Below are 5,818 nucleotides of genomic sequence, written 5' to 3' on the forward strand. Positions count from 1 at the left end.
CCCTCGGTTCTGTGCTCCTCGGTCATCTCTTTGATTTTCTGTTGGACGGCTGTCCAACAGTGGTGAGCAAAACCTTTCTTTGTTTTATTAGGTTATTTTGTTAAAAATAATAAAAATTAATATTATTAGGTCTTTTACAAATGGTACGCAATAACCTTTGAGGATCTTTTTTTAGTGTCTTTTAAAACCGCATATTCATCCATAACCAAAGGGAAAGGTCTTTTTTAACCCATAAAAAGCACTATTTATTATTGATAGTGCATCTGACCCAATGTTCTGATGATATTTGTAATAAATCTGGATCTAACAAACCGTCTTTTTTAAAGACACGAAAATCAAAGTTAGCATTTTCAGCGTTATAAAAATCCGTGGTTTCATCATAATGGTTAAAATTCACACTAGTGATTAAAAAATCATTTAATAATTTTTTCGTGTACGGATGTAAGGGGTTTTTTAAAAGAACAGAACTAGTGGCTTTTTCCACTATTTGACCTTTATATAAAACAATGATGTTATCAGTTACTTGGGAAACAACCCCTAAATCATGAGTAATAAATAATAAAGCCATTTTATTTTTCTTTTGAAGATTTTTAATTAACTGTAAAATTTCTTTTTGAACTAAAACATCAATTGCTGTAGTAGGTTCATCAGCGATCAAAATTTCCGGTTCACAAACTAAAGCAATAGCGATCACGACCCTTTGACACATCCCGCCTGATAATTAATAAGGATACGAAGACATAACACTTTCCGGATCATTAATTTCCACTAGTTTTAATAATTTTAAAGCGTGTTGAAAAGCTCTTTCGGTAGACATTTGGCGATGAACGATTAAAACTTCCATAATTTGTTTTTTAATTTTTAAAACAGGATTTAAACCTGCTACAGGGTCTTGAAAAATCATCGCAATTTTATCGCCTCTAATGTTTTGCATTTCTCGGTCGTTAAAATTAGAAATAATTTGGTCTTTAAAAATAATTTGACCCTCATATATAGTTTGATTTTCTTTTAATAATTGTAAAATAGACATCACGATTTGTGTTTTGCCTGAACCGGATTCGCCTATAATCCCCAAGCTTTCATTTTTATTCAATTCAAAAGAAACACCTTGGACTGCTTTCACTAAACCATTATCTGTGCTAAAATAAGTATGTAAATTATTAACCTTCAATAAATTCATATTTTTTTATCCTTCTTTTGGTCCAAAATGCATAAAACAAAATGACCTTTTTTCACTTCATAAAAATCTCTATCCGAACAATCAGAAGAAAAACTAAATCCTTTCTTTTCTTTCTTCAAAGGTTGTGATTGCTCTAAATTAGCGTATTGCGGTAAAACCGGAATAGCGTTTAATAATTTTTGTGTATAAGGGTGTAGAGGATTGTTAAACAATTCTTCTGTAGGGGCTAATTCGACTAACCGACCTTTTTCCATCACACCAATACGATCGCTAATATAACGAGCCACTCCTAAATCATGAGAAATAAATAAATAAGTCATTTGATACTTCTTTTTTAAAACACTCAATAAATTTAGATTTTAAAATTAAAGTTTTTGCGATATTAACTCTTTGTCTTTGGCCACCACTTAATTCATGAGAATAACGGTCTAATAAATCTTTCTTTAAACCACAATTTTCTGCTATTTCGATAATTTCTCGCTCATAACGAAGGTCTTTTTTATTTTTGACCTTTTTTTGGATTAATAAACCTTGACCGATAATATCTCTAATTTTAAATTTAGGATCTAAAGAGGAAAAAGAATCTTGAAAAATAATTTGGATTTCTCTTCTTAATGGTTTCATCTCTTTTTTCTTTAATTCGTTCAAAGATAAGGTATTTTGATAAATTTAAGAATAATATAAAATTTGGCCAGAATCAGGTTTTTGAAGTTGAACAATCGTTTTCCCTAAAGTAGATTTCCCTGAACCAGATTCCCCAATCATACTCAAAGTTTCTTCTTCATAAATAACAAAATTAAGATTATGATTAGCTTCCAACGCCTTTTTATGTTTCGAAAAAGCTTTATATAAATTTTGAATTTGTAATAAAACTCTCTTTTCTTGCATATCTTTTTATTTATTCTCTTTCTGTTGAGGTTGACGAGGGGGAAAAAGATTGAACCAAACCTTCACCAATTAAATTAAAAGCCAAAGAAGTTAATAAAATAAAGATTAAAGTTCCAAAAATTAAATACGGACGAGAACTAATATAGGACTTATTAAAACTCAAAATAGAACCCCATTCAGGCGTAGAAGGGTCAAGACCTAAACCGATAAAACCCATGCTAGCGGCAACTAAAATGATAGAACCTAAACGAGTAGTCATTAAAGTAATTAAAGTGCTTAAAACATGAGGAAAAATGTGTTTTCTTAAAATATAAAAATGACTAGCCCCTAAAGAAAGAGCGGTTTGCACAAAATCTTTTTGAGAGACTTGAATAGTCGCCACTCTAATATTTTTAATAAAAAGCGGCAAATAACATATACTAATCGATAAAATCAATTGATTCATCCCTTTTCCGAACATAAAAATCACTATAAAAGCTAACACAAAATCAGGAAAAACCACTAAAAAATCACAAATAAGATTCACTATTGAATCCTTACAACTGCGAAAATAACCCGCTATAATTCCTAAAAGTGTACCTACAAAACCACTTATCAAAGCCGTACAAAAAGCTATTTTTAAAGAATTTCGAGTTCCTTTGATAATAAAATTCCAAAGATCGTGTCCGATGAAGTCTGTTCCCATCCAATGTTCCTTACTGATAGGTTCTAAAGCGTTATAGGTCAAATGACTATCTTCTTTATCAAACCACAAAGGCATCAGATAAGTTAAGACAATTAAACTGGAGAAAATCAATAAACCCCAAAATAACATTTTATTCTTGCGATATCTTTTATTTAACATCTGTTTTTTTCCACTTCATAATAATCAAGCTCACTTCTATTTTGCTCTATGTTTTTTCACTTTATTAAAATTTACGGTTTTTTTCTTTCGTTTTAGGGTCCAAACAAACATAAAGTAATTCTAAAACAATATTAAAGACACTAATAAATAAAGCCAATAAGATGATAGAAGCACGAATGACTGGGATATCTCTTTTAGCAAAAGATTTCATTATCAAAGAACCCACTCCATCAATATTAAAAATAGATTCTACTATTAAAGAGCCACCTAACATAAAACTAAAAAGTAAGCCAATTTGGGCGATAATAGGTATTAAAGCGTTTTTTAAGACATGATGGAATAAAATATAAGTCGGCGATAATCCTTTAGCGCGTGCTACGACAATATAAGGTTGTTCTAAAATCTCAATGATATTATTTCTCACCGTTCTAACAATTAAAAAAGTTTGCCCCAAAACTAACGTACTGATAGGCAAAATCCAAGAAGAAGGGCTTTCTAAACCAGAAATAGGGAATAACATCCAATGAAAACCTAAAAAATATTGCAACAAGAAACCTATGATAAAACTAGGCGTGGAAATTATCAAAATAGAAAATAAAAGTACGAAATAGTCTTTTTTACTGTTTTGATAATAAGCCGCAAACATGCCAGTCAAAATACCTAAAAAAGAGGCAATACAAATGCTAATGATAGATAATGTTAAAGTAATAGCAAAAGGTGCCATAAATAAGTTAATAGCTTTTTGATCTCTTTGACTGTATGATTTGCCAAAATCAAATTTAAAAATAATCCCTGTCAAATAATCCCAAAATTGTTTATTTGCACTTTTATCTAACCCTAATTCTTGAGTTAATTTGGCTTTTTCTTCGTAAGTACTGTCTTGCCCTAATAAAGCTTGTACCGGATCGGAAAAAATCTTTAAAGCGAAAAAAATGCTCACAATAACAAGCAAATAAATAAACATTGTATAAAATACTTTTTTCAAAGTATATTTAGCCATTTTGATACATGCTTTCTATAACTTAATTTAGATTTGCTGCCATATATGCATTTCCATAAAGACATCTTTTTTCTTCTTAAGAAAAAAAGGTCACAAATAAATTTATTATTCTTTAGTTTTAACGATGCCTAACCAATTAATATTACCGAAAGCATCCATTTCAAAACCTTTAATTTTATCTCTGGTAATAGAAATTTTTTGTTGTTTAGAAAATAAAGGAACATAAACATAATTGTCTTTTAAAATAGTTTGTATTTGCTTTATTTTCTCTGAATATGAATTGGAACCTGTTTGGTCTGTTTCTGAATGATTTTCTGTTTTTTGGGCTGGTTTTTGTTCGATAGGAATATTATCTATTTCATCCAATAAAGCCCATACATCATTATTATTGCCATTTTTGCCGTTATTTTCATTTGTATCTTGGTTTTTGAAGTTTTTAAAAGAAGATACATTCATAATACCATCTATCACTTCGCCTTCAACCCCTTTAAAACGTTCTTTTCCTGTGGAATCAGTATTAATTCGACCAAAATATTGTTTTAAAACATAATGAGGATAAGTATTAGATAAACTATCGCTAAAAGAAACTATGTCAAAATCTCCTTTTTGAGCTGTTGCCAACATAGTGTTAAAATCATTCTTTTCCATTTCACATTGAAAACCTATCTCTTTCAAAAAGACTTGTAATTTAGATAAAAAGCGATTTCTCAAGTTATTATCATCTTGAGTGATTAATATTTTAATTTTTTTATCTATTTTTATTTGCGGTTTGTTTTTTAATTCTGTTTTAAAACGATTTATTGTCGATTGATGATTTTGTTCTGCTTCGGCACTATCGATTGGTTTTTTGTCTTCCATATTTCCGCCGATTAAACGCGGATCTGAAAAGGAATCGATTTCTTGATAATTCGTTCTTTCATCTTCATTTGTTTGGTTTTTTAATAATTCGTATAATATTTTTTTTTTATTTGCCTGAATAATGTCATAAAGAATTTTTCTTGCATCAAAATTTAAAAGATCATTATTCAATAAGATAAATTCTAAATTTAAAAATTCATTCTTTACTGTTTTTAAATGATTGATATTTTTATTTTGGATTTCAAAGATATTTTCATTTGTTGGTTCTATTAATATATCTATATTCTCATTTCGTGTTGCTAAGAAACAAGTCGCAGAATTAGGATAATATTGAAAATGAATTTTGTCGATTTTCGGTTGTTGTTGTTTTTTAGGTTGTTTGTCAAATAATTCTAATTGAACTGTTGTGTCGTTTTTGATGAGTTTTAATCGAAAAAACCCTAAGCCTATTGTTATTCCTTTATGAAAGTCTTTTTCGCACTCTTTTTGATTTATGACAAAAATTTTACTCAAATAAAATTCATTCATATTGTTTTTGTCATGTTTAAATGTAACAATGAACTTATTGGGCTCATTTTTAACTGTTTTGAAACTTTCTATATAACGGGCAGATTCTAAACCTAATTCTTTGGCCTTTTCCCAAGAATAAAGAATATCATCGACCTTTAAATCAACACCATTATGAAATTTAATATTGGCTTTTAACACATATTGTTTTGTTTTAGATGAAGAGTCTGAATAAGTTTTATCTTCATCTAAAATATTGCTCTCATAAGTGGTTTTTTCGTATTTTTTATCCTCTGTTTGTTTAGTTTTAGCTATCAATAAAGGTTCATGGATTAAATTTCTTATTATATTATTATAAACAGTTCTGGAACCAACATTATACATCCCAAAACCTTGTTGCATAGGAGCCGCTGTAGCGACATACAAAGTATCTGTTTTTTTCTGAGTTATTTACTTTTTTACCGCTAAACGTGTATAAAAAAGCTCCCATTAATAAAATTATCACCAAAAGAACAATAATAGATGTTTTTTTATTTTTATT

Annotated in this window: 4 protein-coding genes and 2 pseudogenes; all 6 read right to left on the reverse strand. The window is 29.0% G+C overall.

From position 1 onward, the window contains the following. Window positions 1-241: 241 nt before the first annotated feature. Window positions 242-1,180, reverse strand: a pseudogene (locus ON17_RS01075) (ABC transporter ATP-binding protein). Then, window positions 1,177-1,500, reverse strand: a complete 324-nt coding sequence (locus ON17_RS03815) for an oligopeptide/dipeptide ABC transporter ATP-binding protein (RefSeq protein WP_017191642.1) — start codon at window positions 1,498-1,500, stop codon at window positions 1,177-1,179. The pseudogene ON17_RS01075 and the gene ON17_RS03815 overlap by 4 nt, the downstream one beginning before the upstream one ends. Then, window positions 1,475-2,068, reverse strand: a pseudogene (locus ON17_RS03820) (ATP-binding cassette domain-containing protein). The gene ON17_RS03815 and the pseudogene ON17_RS03820 overlap by 26 nt, the downstream one beginning before the upstream one ends. A gap of 10 nt (window positions 2,069-2,078) precedes the next feature. After that, window positions 2,079-2,912, reverse strand: a complete 834-nt coding sequence (locus tag ON17_RS01085) for an ABC transporter permease (RefSeq protein ID WP_017191644.1) — start codon at window positions 2,910-2,912, stop codon at window positions 2,079-2,081. Between the two features lie 64 nt (window positions 2,913-2,976). Then, window positions 2,977-3,912 (reverse strand): ABC transporter permease, encoded by a 936-nt coding sequence (locus tag ON17_RS01090; RefSeq protein WP_017191645.1) that lies wholly within the window; start codon window positions 3,910-3,912, stop codon window positions 2,977-2,979. Between the two features lie 105 nt (window positions 3,913-4,017). Next, window positions 4,018-5,661, reverse strand: coding sequence for an ABC transporter substrate-binding protein (locus ON17_RS03825; RefSeq protein ID WP_261974243.1), 1,644 nt, complete (start codon window positions 5,659-5,661; stop codon window positions 4,018-4,020). Between the last annotated feature and the right edge of the window lie 157 nt (window positions 5,662-5,818).

It is taken from the genome of Poinsettia branch-inducing phytoplasma str. JR1, from assembly GCF_000309465.1.
Taxonomy (GTDB): domain Bacteria; phylum Bacillota_I; class Bacilli_A; order Acholeplasmatales; family Acholeplasmataceae; genus Phytoplasma; species Phytoplasma pruni.

Bases quoted from the DNA above. Each gene is read 5' to 3' on its own strand.
- ON17_RS03825 (WP_261974243.1), bottom strand. From the start codon at position 5,661: ATGTATAATGTTGGTTCCAGAACTGTTTATAATAATATAATAAGAAAT.
- ON17_RS01090 (WP_017191645.1), bottom strand. From the start codon at position 3,912: ATGGCTAAATATACTTTGAAAAAAGTATTTTATACAATGTTTATTTAT.
- ON17_RS01085 (WP_017191644.1), bottom strand. From the start codon at position 2,912: ATGTTAAATAAAAGATATCGCAAGAATAAAATGTTATTTTGGGGTTTA.
- ON17_RS03815 (WP_017191642.1), bottom strand. From the start codon at position 1,500: ATGACTTATTTATTTATTTCTCATGATTTAGGAGTGGCTCGTTATATT.